Annotated in this window: 16 protein-coding genes; 15 read left to right on the plus strand and 1 reads right to left on the minus strand. The window is 68.5% G+C overall.

The window, feature by feature from the left end; translation table 11 throughout:
- Positions 1-10 precede the first annotated feature (10 nt).
- From C3E87_RS00605 to C3E87_RS00660, 12 genes are all read left to right on the plus strand, one after another.
- Entirely contained in the window at positions 11-1519 is a 1509-nt protein-coding gene (locus C3E87_RS00605; protein ID WP_076058219.1) for an ethanolamine ammonia-lyase reactivating factor EutA, read from the plus strand.
- A 31-nt stretch (positions 1520-1550) separates the two neighbouring features.
- Complete coding sequence (locus tag C3E87_RS00610; protein WP_076058221.1) at positions 1551-2918, plus strand: ethanolamine ammonia-lyase subunit EutB; 1368 nt, start codon at positions 1551-1553, stop codon at positions 2916-2918.
- 4 nt (positions 2919-2922) lie between these two features.
- Positions 2923-3828, plus strand: coding sequence for an ethanolamine ammonia-lyase subunit EutC (gene eutC / locus C3E87_RS00615; RefSeq protein ID WP_076058223.1), 906 nt, complete (start codon positions 2923-2925; stop codon positions 3826-3828).
- A 15-nt stretch (positions 3829-3843) separates the two neighbouring features.
- A complete protein-coding gene (gene eutL, locus C3E87_RS00620) occupies positions 3844-4500 on the plus strand; it encodes an ethanolamine utilization microcompartment protein EutL (protein ID WP_182765460.1) in 657 nt (218 codons plus the stop codon).
- A 12-nt stretch (positions 4501-4512) separates the two neighbouring features.
- The gene (locus C3E87_RS00625) at positions 4513-6036 is read left to right on the plus strand and encodes an aldehyde dehydrogenase family protein (RefSeq protein WP_076058225.1); all 1524 of its coding nucleotides are present in this window, start codon (positions 4513-4515) and stop codon (positions 6034-6036) included.
- Positions 6037-6248: 212 nt separating this feature from the next.
- Entirely contained in the window at positions 6249-6536 is a 288-nt protein-coding gene (gene eutM, locus C3E87_RS00630; protein ID WP_076058227.1) for an ethanolamine utilization microcompartment protein EutM, read from the plus strand.
- A 39-nt stretch (positions 6537-6575) separates the two neighbouring features.
- Entirely contained in the window at positions 6576-7181 is a 606-nt protein-coding gene (locus tag C3E87_RS00635; RefSeq protein WP_076058229.1) for a cupin domain-containing protein, read from the plus strand.
- Between the two features lie 2 nt (positions 7182-7183).
- Positions 7184-8062, plus strand: a complete 879-nt coding sequence (eutJ, locus tag C3E87_RS00640) for an ethanolamine utilization protein EutJ (protein WP_083665291.1) — start codon at positions 7184-7186, stop codon at positions 8060-8062.
- A 1-nt stretch (position 8063) separates the two neighbouring features.
- The gene (locus C3E87_RS00645) at positions 8064-8690 is read left to right on the plus strand and encodes a hypothetical protein (RefSeq protein WP_076058231.1); all 627 of its coding nucleotides are present in this window, start codon (positions 8064-8066) and stop codon (positions 8688-8690) included.
- A gap of 10 nt (positions 8691-8700) precedes the next feature.
- Positions 8701-9009 carry a hypothetical protein gene (locus C3E87_RS00650; protein WP_076058234.1) on the plus strand — a complete coding sequence of 103 codons (309 nt, stop codon included), beginning with the start codon at positions 8701-8703 and terminating at the stop codon, positions 9007-9009.
- A 4-nt stretch (positions 9010-9013) separates the two neighbouring features.
- The gene (gene pta / locus C3E87_RS00655) at positions 9014-11083 is read left to right on the plus strand and encodes a phosphate acetyltransferase (protein WP_233120651.1); all 2070 of its coding nucleotides are present in this window, start codon (positions 9014-9016) and stop codon (positions 11081-11083) included.
- Positions 11080-12102 carry a zinc-dependent alcohol dehydrogenase gene (locus C3E87_RS00660; protein ID WP_076058236.1) on the plus strand — a complete coding sequence of 341 codons (1023 nt, stop codon included), beginning with the start codon at positions 11080-11082 and terminating at the stop codon, positions 12100-12102. The genes pta and C3E87_RS00660 overlap by 4 nt, the downstream gene beginning before the upstream one ends.
- Here C3E87_RS00660 and C3E87_RS00665 read toward each other — a convergent pair.
- Positions 12099-12863, minus strand: a complete 765-nt coding sequence (locus C3E87_RS00665) for a carboxylesterase (RefSeq protein ID WP_076058238.1) — start codon at positions 12861-12863, stop codon at positions 12099-12101. The genes C3E87_RS00660 and C3E87_RS00665 overlap by 4 nt on opposite strands.
- 33 nt (positions 12864-12896) lie before the next feature.
- On the opposite strand from C3E87_RS00665, the gene C3E87_RS00670 reads away from it, so the two are divergent.
- Genes C3E87_RS00670 through C3E87_RS00680 form a run of 3 tightly spaced genes read left to right on the plus strand, consistent with a single transcriptional unit; the run spans position 12897 to position 15522 of the window.
- A complete protein-coding gene (locus tag C3E87_RS00670) occupies positions 12897-13658 on the plus strand; it encodes a 1-acyl-sn-glycerol-3-phosphate acyltransferase (RefSeq protein ID WP_076058240.1) in 762 nt (253 codons plus the stop codon).
- Positions 13651-14850, plus strand: a complete 1200-nt coding sequence (locus tag C3E87_RS00675) for a sensor histidine kinase (protein ID WP_076058242.1) — start codon at positions 13651-13653, stop codon at positions 14848-14850. Before C3E87_RS00670 ends, C3E87_RS00675 begins: the two co-directional genes overlap by 8 nt.
- 30 nt (positions 14851-14880) lie before the next feature.
- Positions 14881-15522: a response regulator transcription factor gene (locus C3E87_RS00680; protein WP_076059384.1), complete on the plus strand. Its 642-nt coding sequence runs from the start codon at positions 14881-14883 to the stop codon at positions 15520-15522.
- Positions 15523-15579 lie beyond the last annotated feature (57 nt).

A 15579-nucleotide genomic window follows, 5' to 3' on the forward strand; every position in this document is an offset into this window, starting at 1 on the left:
AGGAGGTGTGATGGACAGCCGGGACCTGCTCTCCGTCGGGATCGACGTCGGGACCACGACGAGCCAACTGGTCCTCTCCGAGCTGACGGTGAGTAACCAGGCCCGCGCGGGCCTGGTGCCCCGGCTGGACATCGACGCCCGCCGGGTGCTCTACCAGAGCGAACCGCACCTGACCCCGTTGCACACCGCCGACGAGGTCGACGTCGAGCGGCTCGTCGAACTCATCCGTGCCGAGTACCGGCGCGCCGGGGTCGAACCGAGCCAGGTCGAGACCGGCGCCGTCATCATCACGGGCGAGACGGCCCGCGCCCGCAACGCGGAGGAGATCCTGCGCGGGTTGGGCGACCTGGCCGGCGAGTTCGTGGTGACCGTGGCCGGCCCGAACCTCGAGTCGCAGATCGCGGGCCGAGGCTCCGGCGCCGCGCAGTGGTCGGCGGCCAACTATGCCACCGTGATCAACGTCGACATCGGTGGCGGCTCCTCGAACGCCGCCCTGTTCCGCTCAGGTGGGCACGTGGCTTCGGCCGCGTCCATGGTGGGCGGGCGCCAGGCGGTGCTCGACGCGTCCTCGGGTGTGCTCACCCACCTGGCCCCGATCGGCCGGATGCTGACTCGGGAACTCGGGCTCGACCTACGCGAAGGGTCGGTGCCGCGGCTCGAAGAACTGCGCAGGCTCACCGATGCCATGGCGGAGATCATCGTCGAACTCTGCCTGGGGGAGACCTCGCCGCTGGCCGCCGAGGCGGCCCTGAGCCCGCCCCTCGCCGTCGACGGCAGCGTCGGCGCCTACTTCGTCTCCGGCGGGGTCGGTGCCCTCTATTACGACAAGGCGCCCGCGCGCACGCTGTCCGAAGTCATCCGTTGGGGGGACGTCGGACCGCTGCTCGCGGACTCGTTACGGAGGAATGCACGCTGGTCCGCGTTGCGGGTCGAGCAGCCCGAACAGACGCTGCGGGCCACCGTCCTGGGGGCGGCCAGCCAGCAGGTCACCCTGTCCGGGTCCACCATCTGGGCGGAGGACTCGCACCTGCCGTTGCGCAACGCGCCGGTCATCGAGCCGAGGTTGCAGGACTCGGTGCCCGGGCTCGACGACGGCCCCGCCATCGCCGAGGCGCTCGGGGTAGCCGTGGAGCGCTGGGACCGGGGCGATGGCGCAGAGGGAGACTTCGCCGTCTCCCTCGACCTGCCGCAGCGACTCACGTATCCGCAGGTCACAGCGCTGGCCAGGGGCATCTGCAGTTTCGCCGTGCGACACCTTCCCCCCGGCCGTCCGCTGGTGCTGGTCACCGAGGCCGACTATGCCCAGGTGCTGGGCCAGACAATCAAGCAGGACCTGCCCGAAGTGCCGCTCATCGTCGTCGACCAGATTCACCTCGGGGAAGGCGATTTCATCGATATCGGGGAGCCGCTCTTCGACGGAAGAGTCGTCCCGGTGTCAGTGAAGACACTCATCTTTTATCAAGCGGCAGAAACAGAGAAACACAACCATCAGACATCAGCCGGAAAGACAGGGAGCTGACCGTGGAAAAGAAAGCCAGGAGGTGACTTCGATGCTGTTGCGGACAAAGTTGTTCGGCCACACCTACGAGTTCGCCGACATCAAGGATCTGTTGGCCAAGGCCAACGAGGAGAAGTCGGGCGATCAGCAGGCCGGTATTGCTGCCGAATCTGCTGCCCAGCGTGTCGCGGCACGACACGTGCTGGCAGAGGTGCCACTGAGCGCGCTACGTGAGAACCCCGTCGTGCCGTACGACGAGGACGAAGTCACCCGCGCCATCGACGACGGCATCAACGAGACGATCTACAACGAGATCAAGGGGTGGAGCGTCGGCGACTTCCGCGAGTGGATCCTGTCCAACAAGACCACCGGCGACGACATCGCGCGCATCAGCCACTCGCTCACCGGCGAGATGGTGGCGGCCGTCACCAAGCTGATGGGCAACCTCGACCTCATCGTCGCGGCCAAGAAGATCCGGGTGGTGACGCACTGCGCCAACACCATGGGGCTGCCAGGCACGTTCGCCTCACGGCTCCAGCCCAACCACCCGACGGATTCGGTCGACGGCATCCGCGCCTCCATCTACGAGGGCCTGTCGTTCGGCTCGGGCGACTCGGTCATCGGCATCAACCCGGCCGACGACTCCGTCGGCTCGGTGAGCCGACTGTTGGAGATGACCCACGAAGTCATCACCCGCTGGGAAGTGCCCACGCAGAACTGCGTGCTCGCGCACGTCTCGACGCAGATGGATGCCATGAAGCGCGGCGCGCCTGTCGGTCTGGTCTTCCAGTCGATCGCAGGCTCGCAGAAGGCGATGGAGAGCTTCGGTATCTCCGTGGACCTCCTCGACGAGGCCTATGCACTGGCGCAGAAGTACTGCGTCACTGCCGGCCCGAACTACATGTATTTCGAGACCGGGCAGGGTTCAGCGCTCTCTGCCGACGCTCACCACGGTGCGGACCAGCTCGTGCTGGAGGCCCGCAACTACGCCATCGCGCGTCGGTGGAGGCCCTACCAGGTCAACACCGTCGTCGGATTCATCGGCCCCGAGTACCTCTACGACTCAGTGCAGATCATCCGCGCCGGCCTGGAAGACCACTTCATGGGCAAGCTGAGCGGCATCTCGATGGGCTGTGACGTGTGTTACACCAACCACGCCAAGTCTGATCAGAACAGCAACGACAACCTGGCTGTACTCCTGGCCTCGGCCGGCGCCAACTTCATCATGGGTGTTCCCATGGGCGACGACGCGATGCTCAGCTACCAGACGACGAGCTTCCACGAGGCCGCGGCTCTCCGCCAGGCACTCGGAGTGCGCCCGTTGCCCGAGTTCGAGGCCTGGATGGAAGAGGTGGGCCTGTGGAAGGACGGCCAGCTCACCGAAATCGCCGGCGACGCGTCCTTCTTCCTGAAGAGGTGAACTGATGAACCAGAAAATTGAGGAGATCGTCGCCAGGGTACTGGCGGAACTGAAGGCCGAGGGCTTCGAGCCCAAGGACAACGTGAAACAGCGTTCGGAGTCCGTCATCAAGCGTGACGGTGGTGACCTGGTCATCGACCTGGCAGACCCCACGCTGGATGAAGCGCGCCACGCGATGCTGGTGGACAATCCCGCCGACGCGGACGGGCTGCGCAACCTGATGGCCACCACCAGTGCACGGCTGGGTGTCGGTAGGGCCGGGCCGCGCCCGAAGACAGCCACCGCGTTGCTGTTCCAGGCCGATCACGGAGTGACCCAGGACGCCATCTACGGCGTCGTGTCCCAGGAGATCAGGGACCAGTTCAACCTGTTCACCGTGACCACCAGGGTGGAGGACCGGGCCGAGTACCTGCTCCGGCCGGACCTCGGACGCCTGCTCAACGACGACGCCAAGAAGCTCATCGAGGAGAAGTGCGTCAAGGGGCCCGACGTGCAGCTGTGTGTTGTCGACGGCCTCTCGGCCGCCGCCATTGACAACAACCTGCGCGACATCTACCCGGTGATCGAGCAGGGGCTCAAATCCGGTGGGGTCTCCGTCGGCACCCCGTTCTTCATCGAGAACGGCCGGGTGGGTCTCATGAACGACATCAACACGATCGTCAAGGCCAAGGTCGTCGTCCTGCTCATCGGCGAACGCCCGGGCCTCGGCATCGCCGACGCCATGAGCGCCTACATGGGCTTCGACCCGCAGCCCGGCAAATCTGACGCCGACCGTGACCTGATCTGCATGATCACCACCCACGGTGGCACCAACCCGCTCGAGGCCGGCGCCTACATCGTCGAATTCATCAAGCGGATGCTCAAGTACAGCGCCAGCGGAGTCAAGCTCCGCGAGGTCGCGAAAGACTGACGGAAGGTAACTGACATGGCAATCCTGGAACCGGTCAAGCCGACCATCCTGGCCGTGCGCATCATCGCGAACGTCGATCGTGGCTTCGCGGAGAAGTTGGGGCTGGCGGACAACCAACGCTCGCTCGGCCTCATCACGTGCGACATCGACGACTCGCTCTACGTGGCGCTCGACGACGCCACGAAGTACGCGGAGGTCGACGTCGTCTACGCCAAGAGCTTCTATGCAGGCTCGGGCTACCCCTCGGGCCCGCTGTCCGGTGAGATCATCGGCATGCTGGCCGGACCCACCCCGGCCGAAGTGCGCGCCGGTGTGGACGCCGCCATCTCCTACGCCGAGGAGGAGGCGTGGTTCTACACCGCGGACGAGGCTGGTGAGCTCAACTTCTTCGCGCACCTGATCTCCAGCACCGGCAGCTACCTCTCGGAGGGCGCGGGCATCCGCCAGGGCGAGCCCCTGGCGTACCTGATCGCACCGCCGCTGGAAGCCACCTACGCGCTGGACCTCGCGGTCAAAGCAGCGGACGTCTCGGTGCAGGAGTACTTCGCACCGCCGAGCGAGACCAACTTCGCCGGCGGTCTGCTCACCGGCTCACAGAGTGCCTGCCGGGCGGCCTGTGCCGCCTTCCAGGACGGCGTGCTCGAAGTCGCGGCCAACCCGAAGCGCCTCTAGGAGCACTGAGTCATGAGCCCGAACAACATGGACTCGGATCTGAGGTCCATCCAGCAGGCCAGGGACCTGGCCGTGGCGGCGAGGGAGGCGATGCGGTCCTTCCAGTTCGCCTCCCAGGCGCAAGTGGACAAGATCTGTGCGGCCATGGTCGCGGCAGCGATGCGGGAAGCCGGCCGGCTGGGGCAGATGGCCCACGACGAGACCGGCTTCGGATACCCGGCGCACAAACAGGTCAAGAACGAGTTCGCCGCGCAGGGGGTGTGGGATTCCATCAAGGACATCCCCACCTGTGGCGTGCTCCGTCGCGACGAGAGCCGGGGCATCGTGGAGATCGGCTGGCCGGTGGGCGTGCTGTGCGCACTGACCCCCTCGACCAACCCCACCTCCACCGCCATCTTCAAGGTGCTGATCGGCGTCAAGGCCCGCAACGCGGTGGTCGTGGCGCCGCACCCGTCGGCCAGGAACTGCACCGCCGAGGCGGTGCGCGTCATGGCCGAGGCCGGCGAGGCTGCGGGGATGCCCAAGGGCCTGGTCAGTTGCATGACCGAACTCAGCCTCGACGGCACCAACGAGCTGATGAACCACTACGCCACCTCCATGATCCTGGCCACCGGAGGCCCGGGCATGGTCAAGGCGGCGCACAGTTGCGGAAAGCCCGCGCTGGGAGTCGGGCCCGGCAACGTACCGGCCTACGTCGACCGCACGGCGCACATCGTGAAGGCCGCCCAGATGATCGTGGAGTCGAAGTCGTTCGACTGCTCCACGATCTGCGCCACCGAACAGGTGGTCATCGCCGACCGGCCGATCGCAGAGCGACTCAAGACCGAGATGCAGCAGCGGGGCGCCCAGTGGCTCTCCGCGGAGGAGTCGGACAAGCTCGCAGGAGCGATGTTCCGTCCCAACGGGATGATGTTCGCGGAGTACGTGGGGCGCACGCCCCAGGAGCTCGGCCGGATGGCCGGGATCCAGGTCCCCGCGAGCACCCGCATCCTCGTGGCCCCTCTCGACGGGGTGGGGCCGAAGTACCCCCTGTCGCGCGAGAAGCTCACCACCGTGCTCGGATGGATGGTGGAGGACGGCTGGAAAGCCGGCTGCGACCGGGCCATCCAGGTGCTCAGGTTCGGCGGCGACGGCCACTCGATGGTCATCCACTCGCGCGACGAGGAGTCCATCCTCCAGTTCGGTATCGAGAAGCCCGCCTTCCGCGTCCTCGTCAACACCTGGGGCAGCCTGGGTGGCGTCGGTGCGACCACGGGGGTGCGGCCGTCCATGACGCTCGCCCCCGGTGGCATCGGCGGGGCGGTCGTGAGTGACAACATCACCGTCGAGCACGTGCTCAACGTCAAGCGGCTCGCCTACCACCTGCGCCCGGCGCCCGATGTGGCCCGCGCGCACGGAGGACGGCTCGACGGCATGACGCCGGCCGTCGGCGACACCGACGACACTGCGCAGGCCGCAGAGGCGTCCGGTCAGGACGCGGACGCGGCGCTGATCGAGAAGCTGGTGCGCCAGATACTCACAGAAATGCAGAAATGAGGTCCGCGAGGAGGTAGCCAATGACCGATCAACCAACCAATGTGCCGCCGAGGCGCAGACCCGGCAACGGGAAGAAGCCCGAAGCCACGGCAGAGACCGAGGTGCAGGCCACTGAAGAGGCCCCACCACCGTCGACGCCGTCACCACAACCGGAACAACAATCCGAAACCACACCCCACACCCCGGAAACACCCACTCAAAGGAGAACTCCCATGGCAGATGTCCAGATGATCGCTCTCGGCATGGTCGAGACCAAGGGCCTCGTCGGCGCCATCGAGGCCGCTGACGCGATGGTCAAGGCCGCCAACGTCCGGCTCATCGGCAAGGAACAGATCGGTGCCGGCCTGGTCACAGTGTTCGTGCGCGGCGACGTCGGCGCGGTCAAGGCCGCCACCGACGCCGGTGCAGCGGCTGCGGGTCGCGTCGGCGAACTCGTCTCGGTCCACGTGATCCCGCGCCCGCACGGCGACGTGGAACTCATCCTCCCGCACCGCGACTGACCACCGAAGACGATCGTGAACCGGAAGGAGTGAGCCGTCATGGGTAGGAGCGTCATCACAGCAGCCGAGGTCCAAGCGGCCTCGGGTGACCGCCTCGTGGTGCCCGCCGATGCCATCGTCACCCCGCTCGCGCGGGACGTGGCGAAGGACCGGGGCGTCAGCATTGTGCGGGGAGGTGCCGCGGAGGAAGCGCCGCGGGCCGATGACGCTCTCATGACGCAGATCCGCACGATCGTCACCTCCATGCTGGGGTCGGGTGGGGGCGCGCTCGCCGCCTCCACCGCCCGGCCACGCGTCAAACTGGCCCGCCAGGCCGACGCGCGGCTCGAACCGTTCCCGTACCCGGGGCCGCCCCCGTCCATGGCCGTCACCGCAGGCGACGTGGTCACGGCCGACGACGGTGCGCCCATGGCGGCGGGCTATCTCACCCTCACCAAGGGGTCGTTCCCCTGGACCCTCACCTACGACGAGATTCAGATCGTCCTCGAAGGTGAGCTCCACCTGGGTGGCGACGGAGGCGGCCAGATCGGCCGCCCCGGCGACATCCTCTACGTGCCCAAGGGGTCGTCGATCACGTTCGGCACGCCGTCGTGGGCCAAGTTCATCTACGTCACCTTCCCGGCCAACTGGGAGGAAGGGCTCTGAACATGCACGTGTCCGCGGCTGCGTCGGACCCCACGCCGGGTTCCCCGACGCCGGTCAGACGCACCATGAAGGCGGCCAAGGCGGCGCTGCGGCACCCCCCGCGGATCGCGCCCCACACCCCGATCAGGGTGGGGGTCGATCTCGGCACCGCGTTCAGCGTCGTCATGGTCACCGACCGCGACGGCGCCCCGCTCGCCGCCGCCACGAGGTTCGCCGACGTGGTGCGCGACGGTGTGGTGTGGGACTTCGCCGGCGCCCAGGCCGTGATCCGTGAACTCCGCAACGAGGTTGAGGCCGCCACCGGGCGCACGCTCACCCAGGGTGCCGTGACCATCCCGCCGGCGGTCGGCGCAGCTGACCACCGCGCGCACCGCTACGTCCTGGAGGGCGCAGGGATCGAGTGCACCGCCGTCGTCGACGAGACCACCGCCGCCAACGCGGTCCTCGGGATCACCGACGGCGCGGTCGTCGACATCGGGGGCGGCACCACGGGGGTCGCCATCCTGCGCGGCGGCGAGGTCATCGCCAACATCGATGAGCCGACCGGTGGCACCCACCTGTCGCTGGTCATCGCCGGCGCGTTGAAGATCCCCTTGGCCGAAGCGGAGAAACGCAAGGTCAGGAAGCGCGAGCAGGAGGCGTTGTTGCCCCTGGTCCATCCCACCCTCGAGAAGATCTCCACCATCGTCCGCGCAGCAGTGGCGGGCCACGACGTCGACGTCATCCACCTGGTGGGAGGCACCGCAGCCTTCCTCGGCATCGCCGACATCATGGCCGACATCACCGGTATCCGCACCGTCGTGGCCCCCGAACCCATGCTCGTCACCCCGCTCGGGGTCGCGAGCTTCGCCGAGCCCATCGCCCAGAAGGGAGGCCATTGACATGGCCGATCATTCCGATTTCCAACTGCGGGCCTACTGCCATCTCGACCGCATCCAGCCCCAGTTCGCCGCGTTCACGGGGAAGATCGCGGCCGGTTCCCCGCCGGTGGAGGGCATGAGCAGTCTCTACGTCGAGATGGCGCCGGGCAACTGGGTCTTCAGGGTGGTCGACACCGTGCTGAAGGCCGTTGACGTGAAGCCGGGCGCCCAGGTGGTCGAGCGCCAGTTCGGCATGTTCGAGGTGCACTCTGACAACCAGTCCGAGGTGCTCCGCGCCGGCGAGGTGGTCCTGGAGTCGTTGGGCACGCCCTTGGAGGCACGCATCGCCCCCAAGATCGCCTCCGAGCAGATCATCACCAACGTGCATCCCCTCCAGGCCCAGGTCCTGAACCGCATGAACATGGGCACGATGATCGAGGGCGGCCACACCATGCTGGTGCTGGAGGTCGAACCCGCCGCCTACATCACGCTGGCCGCCAACGAGGCCGAAAAGGCCTCACCGATCTTCCTCAACCACATGAGCTCCGTGGGCATCTACGGCCGGATGTGGATCTCCGGCACGGAGGCCGACATCGAAGCGGCCCGCGAGGCCGCCATCACCGCCATCGAAGCCGTCACGGGACAGTAAGGAACACGCCATGGCTCGCCGCGTACTCACCAAGGAATCCATCGACCAACTGCTCGCCTCCGGCACCACGGAGGTCCGGCTCGCGCCCGGCGACATCGTGACCGCGCTCGCCAAGGAGTACGCCCTCGACCACGGGCTGCGGCTCGTGCCCGCCCCTGCGGCGGCGGCGCCGTCCGCCCATTCGCCGGCGGCGCAGCCCCCGCCACAGTCCTCGGGCTCCGCTGGGGTGGGTGCGGAGGTGCGCAAGGCCGTCGTGGCCGCCCTCGGCTATGAGCCCGACGGGTTGGACAGCGCCATCAACAAGGCCCTCAAGAAGTAACGCCGTGAGCCCCGGCACCGACGTGCGCGGCGCATCGATCTACCTTTGTCCGACCGAGCACTGCCCGCACCTCCTGCAGTTCGCTGTGGGCCTCCTCGACGACCTGGGCACGCGGCATGCGTCCGTCGGCGTGTTCCGGCCGATCGTGGCGGAACCAACCGACCGGGTGCTCGGCGCGCTGCTGGAACTCGCGGCCGACGACGGGCCGGAGCCCCGGTGGGGCGCCACAGCCGACGAGGTGCTGCACAACTCGACGGCGGCGATGGCGCAGATCATCGCGCGCTACGCCGATTGCGCACAACGCCACGACGCCGTGCTGGTGCTGGGCAGCGAATACGACTGTTCCTTGGCCCCCATCGAATTCGCCTGGAACACTCGCGTCTCGGCCAACATCGACGTGCCCATGGTGCTCGTCGTGCCGTCCGGCGGGGGAGCGGAACTCACCCGCGACCGCATTGACGTCGCCCTGGACGAGGCGACCCGCAATTTCGCGCAGGTGGTCGGTGTGCTCGCGCCGAGGGGCGAGGGCCAGCAACTGAGTGCCGCGGACCTCGGCGAACTGCCGGTGCCCGCGTTCGTCGTGCCCGAGGTGACTGGGGCCGTGAGCGGCCTCGAGGGTGCGCTGGTGGCAATCGGTGCTGAGCCGGTCGCGGGGGAGGGGGACCTCGCAGCGGTGGCCACCCGGCGCGCGCTGCTGATCGCCGACATGAGCCTGTCCAACCTCCTGCCCCAGGTGCGTCCCGAGTCGCTGGTGATCTTCTCCGCCGACCGGACGGAGATCGGCGTCGGACTGCCGTTGGCGGCCGCGACCGGGCGGTTCCCCGCCGCTGCGGCGGCCATCGCTGCCGGACCGTGGCCGCTCGACCCCGCCGTCGGCACCTTCTGGCAGCGGCTGACGCCGGGCGCGCCGTTGTTGCGCACCCGCAGCACCATCGAGCAGGTCTATCTCGCGTTGGGTGACTACGAGCGGGTACCCGCCCAGCTGAACGCCCGCCAACTGCGGGAGGCCCGCGATGTCTTCGCCCGCGACGCCGACGCTGGACAACTTCTGCGCGGCGCCCGGGTGGTGGGACGCGAGGACGTGGTGACGCCGCTGATGTTCGAGCACCGGCTGTTGGAGGCGGCCCGCGCCGCCGACCGCCACATCGTGCTGCCCGAGGGAGAGGAGGAGCGCATCCTCCGTGCCGCGCACCGCCTCCTCGATCAGGGGATCTGCCGGCTCACCCTGCTCGGCGACCCCGGGGTCGTCAGGGCGAAGGCGCAGGAACTCGACCTCGCCATCGGTGCCGCCCAGCTCATCGACCCCGCCACGAGCCCGTTGCGCGAGGAGTTTGCGCAGAGCTATGCCCGGCTTCGCGCCCAGAAGGGCGTCACCCTGGAGCAGGCACGCGAGGCCATGAAGGACGTCAGCTACTTCGGCACCATGATGGTTCACGAGTCCCTCGCCGACGGGATGGTCTCAGGGGCGGTGCACACCACGGCGCACACCATCCGCCCAGCGCTGCAGATCATCAGGACCAGGCCGGGGATCACCGTGGTGTCGTCGGTGTTCCTCATGTGTCTGGCGGACCGGGTGCTCGTGTTCGGCGACTGCGCGGTCAACCCGAACCCCACGCCGGACCAGGTGGCCGAGATCGCGCTCAGCTCCGCCGAGACCGCCCGGCAGTTCGGGATCGAGCCCCGAGTCGCGATGCTGTCCTATTCGACCGGCGCCTCCGGAACGGGGCCGGACGTGGAACAGACCGTCGAGGCGACCCGACTCGTGCGCGAGCGCGCGCCCGGGCTCCCCGTCGACGGGCCGCTGCAGTACGACGCGGCCGTCGAACCGGCCGTGGCCCGCACCAAGGCACCGGAGTCCCCGGTTGCCGGACGGGCGACCGTGCTGGTCTTCCCGGACCTGCAGACGGGCAACAACACGTACAAGGCAGTCCAGCGCAGCGCCGGTGCCCTGGCGATCGGGCCCGTCCTCCAGGGCCTCAACAAGCCGGTCAACGACCTCTCGCGGGGCGCGCTGGTCTCCGACATCGTCAACACCGTCGCCATTACCGCCATCCAGGCAGGGAAGCAGCCATGACCGACACCATGCGGGCCGCCGTCGTCACGAGGTTCCGCACCCCCCTCGAACTGCGTGAGGTGCCCGTCCCCGAACCGCGGTGGGGAGAGGTCCTCGTCCGCGTCAGGGCCTGTGGCGTGTGCCACACCGACCTGCACGCCATCCACGGCGACTGGCCCGAAAAGCCCGCGTTGCCCCGCATCCCCGGCCACGAGGCCGTGGGCGAGGTGGCGGCGGTCGGCCCCGGCGTTGAACTGCACCAGATAGGCGACCGCGTCGGAGTGCCGTGGCTGCACGAGGCGTGCGGCCGGTGCGAGCAGTGCATGTCGGGGTGGGAGACGCTGTGCGCCAAGCAGCGACGCACCGGCTACGACGTGGACGGTGGGTTCGCGGATTTCGTGGTGGCCAAGGCTGATTTCGCGGTGAAGTTGCCGGCCGGCCTGCCGTATGAGCAGGCGGCGCCGCTCATGTGCGCGGGGCTCACCGTGTACAAGGGCCTCATGATGACCGAATCGGACCCCGGGGACTGGGTCGTGGTCTCGGGCGTGGGCGGGCTGGGCCACCTGGCCGTGCAATACGCCCGTGCCATGGGTCTGCAGGTGGTGGCCACCGACATCGACGACGCGAAGCTGACGCTGGCGGCCCGCCTGGGCGCGAACCTCACCATCAACGTGCGGGAGGCGGACCCGGTGAGCTACGTCCGCCGGATCATCGGAGGCGCGCACGCGGCGCTGGTCACGGCCGTCTCGCCGGCGGCATTCGGCCAGTCCGTGGCGATGATGCGGCCGGGCGGCACCGTGGTGCTCAACGGACTGCCTCCGGGCGATTTCCCGATCAACATCTACGACATGGTGATGCGCGCCATCACGCTGCGCGGCTCCATCGTGGGCACCCGGTACGACTTGGACCGGGCGCTCGCGCTCGCGGCGCAGGCGAAGATCGAGGCGACGGTGCACCCGGCGCGCCTCGACGACGTCAACGACGTGCTGGCCAAGCTCGAGGGCACGGCCCTGCCCGGCCGCACCGTCCTGGAGTTCTAGGCGGCTGCGCGCCCCGTGATGAAGCGGCGGGATTCGGCGACGATCCGGCCGGCGTCGTGGTCGAGGGTGGCGACGTGGTAGCTGCGCCTCAGTTCGACATCCACCACCTCCGCCATGTCCCGGCGGACCAGTTCGCGGCTGAGGCCGTCGACGACGTGGTCCACCGTCGAGGCCATCAGGAGCACGGGGCCGGGGATGCGGTGCAGCTTCGACTGCGTGTCAGCCCACAGCTCGGCCATCGTGGCCAGGCTGGTGACGGAGAAGCGCGAGTAGGCCGGCTCCTCCACCCCGGCCAGCGCGATGTCGGAGGCGATGCCGCGCTGGGGCGGCAGCAGCCGGTGGATCTTCACCGCTGGGGCGACGCGGCGGTCCCTGGTGCCGAGGGAGGGGTTCACCAGCAGGGTGCCCCCCACAGGGTGGGCTGCGGCCAGCTGCAGCGCCAGCGCGCCGCCCATCGAGAGGCCCGCGACGAACACCGTGCTGCAGGTGGCGGCCAGGTCGAAGTACGCGTCCTCGACGGCGTTGTACCAGTCCCACCACCTGGTGCGTGCCAGGTCGCGCCAATGTGTCCCGTGGCCAGGGAGCCTCGGGGCCAGGACCCGGACCCCGGGCCAGTCGCCGTCGGGCTCAGCCAGCCCTTCGGCCCAGGGGCGCAGGCTTCCGACGGTTCCGGTGAATCCGTGGCACATGACGACACCGATGTCGCCGTGTCCACCCCGGAACGGGCGCGCCTCATCTCGGACGCTGTAGGAGGTAGTCATCTTCCTACGATGACAGAGATTAGACTGCCGCCCATGTGGTACCAGTTCTTCAAATACGTCATCTTCACGCCCATGGTGAAGTTCGGCTATGGCACGAAGGTGATCGGGAAGGAGAACTTCCCCAGGCAGGGCGGCGCGATCCTGGCCAGCAACCACATCGCCGCCTTCGACTCCCTGGTGCTGCCTGCCAGCATGCCGCGCCGGATCATCTTCCCCGCCAAGGCCGAACTGTTCTCCGGCGAGGGCGGGGTGGGCAGCAAGATCGTGGCCTGGTTCCTGAAGAACGTGGGTATGGTGCCCATGGACCGCAGCGGCGGCCGCGCCAGCGCGCAGGCGCTCGGCAGCATCACCTCCGTGCTCGCGGAGGGCAGCGTGGTGGGCATCTACCCCGAGGGCACCCGCTCGCCCGACGGCCGGCTGTACAAGGGCAAGACGGGCATGGCCCGCATGGCGCTCAGCAACAATGTGCCCGTGATCCCGGTGGGCGTCACCGGCACCAAGTCCTTCAAGGGCCCGTTCGGTCTGCCGTGGGTGCGCCGCCCCGTCGTGATCATCGGCAAGCCCCTCGACTTCTCCGCCCACGCCACCGCGAAGCCCAGCACGGCGCTGCTGCGCTGGGTGACGGACGAGACCCTGGCCGCGATCCAGCAACTCACCGGTCAGGAGTACGCCGACGTCTATGCCACGCGCGTCAAGCACGGCGACCTCAGGGACATCGGCTCCGACGAGTTCGTGCGGCCCCGCCCCGGCGGGGAGGGGCCCCCTGCGGAGCAGAGCGCGGCTCCTGATGCCTGACAGCCAGTGGAACGAGGCGCAGGCCGTCCGGGGCCTGCGCCCGTTCACCCTCTGGTACCGCGACCGGCACGACGTGCTCAGCCGGGTCTACACCGTCGTGGAGGTGGCCCGCGGGCTGTTGGGCGTCCACGTGGTGCTGGTGAACTTCCTGCTCGTCCTGCCCCGCGCCGACAACCGGCTGGGAGTGATCGCAGCCACCCTGGCGTTGGTGTTCTGGCACATCTTCATCTCGCTGCGGATGCGCAAGCCCTCGAAGCGCACCCCCGCCGCCCACCTGGCGGACCTGGGCGTCACGGTCACGATCGTGCTGGTCACGGCACTGGTCCTGCCGCCGGGCGGTGCGCCGCTGACGCTGGCCGGCTACTGGGCGGGCGGCGCCGCGGCCTACGCAGCGCTGTTCAACAGCGTCCGGTACGGCGTGGTGTTCTCCGTCATCATCGCCGGTTCGACGCTGATGGTGCCGTCGCACTTCAGCCTGGAGCGCCTCGGCAGCAGCTTCGTCATGATCCTGCTCACCGCCTGCCTGGGCGTGTTGATCTCCCAGTTCCGGGCCACGATCGTCGAGCAGGAGCAGGAGCGCGTCCGCTCCGCCGCGCTCGGCGAACGGGAGCGACTCTCCAGGCTCGTGCACGACGGCGCCCTGCAGGTGCTGGCCCTCGTCGAGCGGGAGGGTCCCTCGCTGGGCCCCCGCGGCATCCGGCTCGCGGCATTGGCGCGTGAGTCCGAGATGCAGCTGCGCTCGCACCTGCAAGACCGCGACGTGCTCAACGTCGAGCCCACCACCACCGTCGACCTCGCGGCCGTCCTCGACAAGTACGAATCGTCCAAGGTCACCGTCGCCACCATGGCCAGCCTGGTGGAGATCCCCAGGCCTCTGGCCGACGAGATTGAGGCCGCCCTGGCGGAGATCCTCAAGAACGTGGAGGAACACGCAGGCCCGGACGCCCGGGTCTGGATCCTGCTGGACCAGGAGATGTGCGATGAGGTGATCCTCTGGGTCCGCGACAATGGCGTCGGCATGAGCGCCCAGCAGGTGGAGGCCGCCGCAGCCAACGGCCGGATGGGCATCCGCGACTCGATCGTGGGCCGCATGGCGGCCCTGGGCGGCTCGGCGATCCTCAAATCCTCGCCCGGTGCTGGGGCAGAATGGGAACTCAGGTTCCCGATCGACGTCGACGCGATGGAGAGTTGAGTGGTTGCGAAGTTGGAGCGGAAGCGGGTCATGCTGGTCGACGACCACCCCATGTGGATCGACGCGCTGAGCGAGGACCTCACCGAGGTGGGTTTCGAGATCGTGGCCGTGGCCAAGAACGGCCGGGAGTGCCTGGACAGAGCGCGCGCGGCCCGTCCGGAGGTCATGGTGATGGACCTGCAGATCCCTGAGCCGGACGGCGCCACCTGCATCGAGATCCTGCTGCAGGAGTTCCCGGACATGCACGTCCTCGTGATGTCGGCCTCCGGCGAACGCGACGACGTGCTCCGTGCCATGAAGGCCGGCGCGAAGGGCTACCTCGTGAAGTCGGCGTCCAAGGAGGAACTCATCGACGGGGTGCGCCGCACGGCTGTCGGCGACGCCGTGTTCACGCCGGGTCTTGCCGGGCTGGTGCTGGGCGAGTTCCGCCGGATGGTGAACGTGGCCCGCTCCCACAACGAAGAGGGCCCGGTGCTGACCAGCCGGGAGATCGAGGTGCTCCGCCGCGTCGCGAAGGGCATGGCCTACAAGGAGATCGCCGACGAACTGTTCGTGTCCCACCGCACCGTGCAGAACCATGTGCAGAACGTGCTGCGCAAGCTGCAACTCCACAACCGGGTGGAACTGACGCTCTACGCGATCGACAAGGGCCTGCACGATCCCAACGAGTGAGGCCGTCCACCGGCTCGTCGACCGGTGAGGGCGCTGTGCGGGGTGGGGTAACCTAAC

It is taken from the genome of Tessaracoccus sp. ZS01 (genome assembly GCF_022342445.1).
Taxonomy (GTDB): Bacteria; Actinomycetota; Actinomycetes; order Propionibacteriales; family Propionibacteriaceae; genus Arachnia.

What these genes read in the sequence shown, in the direction of transcription:
- C3E87_RS00635 (WP_076058229.1), top strand. Translation starts at nt 6,576, where the DNA reads ATGGGTAGGAGCGTCATCACAGCAGCCGAGGTCCAAGCGGCCTCGGGT.
- C3E87_RS00680 (WP_076059384.1), top strand. Translation starts at nt 14,881, where the DNA reads ATGCTGGTCGACGACCACCCCATGTGGATCGACGCGCTGAGCGAGGAC.
- C3E87_RS00610 (WP_076058221.1), top strand. Translation starts at nt 1,551, where the DNA reads ATGCTGTTGCGGACAAAGTTGTTCGGCCACACCTACGAGTTCGCCGAC.
- C3E87_RS00665 (WP_076058238.1), bottom strand. Translation starts at nt 12,863, where the DNA reads ATGACTACCTCCTACAGCGTCCGAGATGAGGCGCGCCCGTTCCGGGGT.
- C3E87_RS00675 (WP_076058242.1), top strand. Translation starts at nt 13,651, where the DNA reads ATGCCTGACAGCCAGTGGAACGAGGCGCAGGCCGTCCGGGGCCTGCGC.
- C3E87_RS00670 (WP_076058240.1), top strand. Translation starts at nt 12,897, where the DNA reads ATGTGGTACCAGTTCTTCAAATACGTCATCTTCACGCCCATGGTGAAG.
- C3E87_RS00605 (WP_076058219.1), top strand. Translation starts at nt 11, where the DNA reads ATGGACAGCCGGGACCTGCTCTCCGTCGGGATCGACGTCGGGACCACG.
- C3E87_RS00625 (WP_076058225.1), top strand. Translation starts at nt 4,513, where the DNA reads ATGAGCCCGAACAACATGGACTCGGATCTGAGGTCCATCCAGCAGGCC.
- eutL (WP_182765460.1), top strand. Translation starts at nt 3,844, where the DNA reads ATGGCAATCCTGGAACCGGTCAAGCCGACCATCCTGGCCGTGCGCATC.
- C3E87_RS00650 (WP_076058234.1), top strand. Translation starts at nt 8,701, where the DNA reads ATGGCTCGCCGCGTACTCACCAAGGAATCCATCGACCAACTGCTCGCC.
- eutM (WP_076058227.1), top strand. Translation starts at nt 6,249, where the DNA reads ATGGCAGATGTCCAGATGATCGCTCTCGGCATGGTCGAGACCAAGGGC.
- eutJ (WP_083665291.1), top strand. Translation starts at nt 7,184, where the DNA reads ATGCACGTGTCCGCGGCTGCGTCGGACCCCACGCCGGGTTCCCCGACG.
- C3E87_RS00660 (WP_076058236.1), top strand. Translation starts at nt 11,080, where the DNA reads ATGACCGACACCATGCGGGCCGCCGTCGTCACGAGGTTCCGCACCCCC.
- C3E87_RS00645 (WP_076058231.1), top strand. Translation starts at nt 8,064, where the DNA reads ATGGCCGATCATTCCGATTTCCAACTGCGGGCCTACTGCCATCTCGAC.
- eutC (WP_076058223.1), top strand. Translation starts at nt 2,923, where the DNA reads ATGAACCAGAAAATTGAGGAGATCGTCGCCAGGGTACTGGCGGAACTG.